The 2,391-nt window shown below is 73.3% G+C and carries 3 protein-coding genes; all 3 read right to left on the minus strand.

Annotated elements, in window-relative coordinates:
* Nucleotides 1–388: hypothetical protein (locus AC13HU_RS35755; protein ID WP_483046161.1), on the minus strand; the 388-nt coding region annotated here is incomplete at its 3' end.
* 227 nt (nucleotides 389–615) lie between these two features.
* Nucleotides 616–1,413, minus strand: a complete 798-nt coding sequence (locus AC13HU_RS35760) for a type III pantothenate kinase (protein ID WP_483046162.1) — start codon at nucleotides 1,411–1,413, stop codon at nucleotides 616–618.
* Between the two features lie 6 nt (nucleotides 1,414–1,419).
* Nucleotides 1,420–2,391 (minus strand): carboxylating nicotinate-nucleotide diphosphorylase (gene nadC / locus AC13HU_RS35765; RefSeq protein WP_483046163.1); only part of this gene is annotated, 972 nt, incomplete at its 5' end.

Consider the following 2,391-nt stretch of genomic DNA (forward strand, 5'->3'; position numbering starts at 1 on the left):
GGGTTTCGCAGCGGCGCAGCAGGGCGGTGCGACGGTGGTACTCCAGGGTTCCGCCGGGCAGGGCGCGCAGCCGGCGCAGTGCGGCGAGGTCGTCGGGACCGGGCAGGTAGCCGCCGGCGAGGGCGGTGGCGAGGCGGTCCAGATAGCCGCTCGCCGCGCCGGGCAGCGCCAGGCGGTAGCGGTGCAGCTCGGCCAGCTGGAAGGCGCGCATCCGGCCCGCCTCCCGTACGGCGTCCTCCAGGCCGTCCGCGAGCCGCAGACAGTCCTGTACGTGCTCCGCGGGGCGTGGCGCGACCACCAGGGTGGGCGCTCCCGCCCTTCTGTGCGGGCCCAGCACCTCCGCGAGCGCGCGCCGCAGCACGCGCACCTCGTCCGCGCTGAACGCCATTCCCCCTCGGTTTCCATGTGGCGTTGGCATGCATGGACATTAATCGTTAAGCGGACAAACCTCACGTATCGCCGCGCGGCTCGCCGGGAAGCCGCGCCGTCCGCGGTGCTGCGCGGTCGGCGGGGCCTCCTCGGGCCGTGGGGGCGTCGCCTGGTGGGCGTGGACCGCCTTCGGACCGGGGGCGGTCCTCGGGGTGACGGTCCTCGGGGCGGCGGGCGGCCGCGGCGCTACGCGGTCGGCGGGGCGTTGCGGGCGTAGACCAGCCGCAGGCCGATGAGGGTGAGCCAGGGCTCGTGGGCGTCGATGAGGGACGCCTCGCCCAGTACGAGGGGCGCGAGGCCGCCGGTGGCGATGACGGTGACGTCGTCGGGGTCGTCGGCCAGTTCGCGGGCCATCCGCTCGGCGATCCCGTCGGCCTGTCCCGCGAAGCCGTAGAGGATGCCGGACTGCATCGCCTCGATGGTGTTCTTGCCGATGACGCTGCGCGGCCGGGCCAGCTCGATCTTGCGCAGCTGCGCGCCGCGCATGCCGAGCGCGTCGACGGAGATCTCGATGCCGGGGGCGATCGCGCCGCCCACGTACTCGCCGCGCGCGGAGACCGCGTCGAAGGTGGTGGCGGTGCCGAAGTCCACCACGATGCACGGGCCGCCGTAGAGGTGCACCGCGGCGAGCGAGTTGATGATCCGGTCGGAGCCGACCTCCTTGGGGTGGTCGACCAGGATCGGCACACCGGTCTTGACGCCGGGCTCGACGAGGATCGCCGGCACGTCGCCGTAGTACCGCCGGGTCACCTCGCGCAGTTCGTGCAGCACCGACGGCACCGTGGAGCAGATCGCGATGCCGTCGATGCCGTCACCGAGGTCGCCGAGCAGCGGATGCATGCCCATCAGGCCCTGGAGCAGGACCGCCAACTCGTCGGCGGTGCGCCGTGGATCGGTGGAGATCCGCCAGTGCTCCACGATCTCCTCGCCGTCGAAGAGCCCGAGCACGGTGTGGGTGTTGCCCACGTCGATGGTGAGCAGCATCCGCCTCTACGCTTCCGCTCGCAGGTCGAGGCCGATGTCGAGGATCGGGGACGAGTGGGTGAGCGCGCCGACCGCCAGGAAGTGCACCCCGGTGTCGGCGTAGGCGCGGGCGTTGTCCAGGGTGAGCCGGCCGGAGGACTCCAGCAGCGCCCGGCCGCCGACGATGGCGACCGCCTCGGCGGTCTCGGCGGGCGTGAAGTTGTCCAGCAGGATCAGGTCGGCGCCGGCGTCCAGCACCTCGCGGACCTGGTGCAGGGTGTCCACCTCGACCTCGATCGGCACGTCGGGGAACTCCTCGCGGACCAGCTTGAAGGCGGCCGCGACACCGCCCGCGGCGATCACGTGGTTGTCCTTGACCAGCGCCGCGTCCGACAGCGACATCCGGTGGTTGGCGCCGCCGCCGCAGCGCACCGCGTACTTCTCCAGCGCGCGCAGGCCCGGCGTGGTCTTGCGGGTGTCGCGCACCTGCGCGTTGGTGCCGGCCAGGGCGTCGGCCCAGGCGCGGGTGGCGGTGGCGATGCCGGACAACCGGCACAGCAGGTTCAGCGCGCTGCGCTCGGCGGTGAGCAGGTCGCGGGTGCGGGTGCGCACGGTCAGCAGCTTCTGCCCGGCGGTGACCCGGTCGCCGTCCTCGACGTGCCGCTCCACCTCGAACTCGTCGGTGCACACCACCGACAGCACGGCCTCGGCGACCCGCAGCCCCGCCACGGTGCCGTCCTCCCGCGCGGTGAAGTCCCCGGTGGAGAACGCCTCTTCGGGCACGGTCGCCACCGTGGTGACGTCCACGCCCTGGTCGAGGTCCTCCTCGATCGCCATGTGCGCGATGTCCTCGACCTGTACGGGGTCCAGGCCGGCGTCGACGATCAGCGCGGCGAGGTCCGGGTCGAGGCCGCATTCCAGCGGGTCGAGGTCGTACGGGTCTGGGGCGTCGCCGCAGCCGCAGCCGTCACCGCAGCCGCCGCCCGCGGACTCGGCGGG

The organism is Streptomyces sp. NH27 (genome assembly GCF_056859195.1).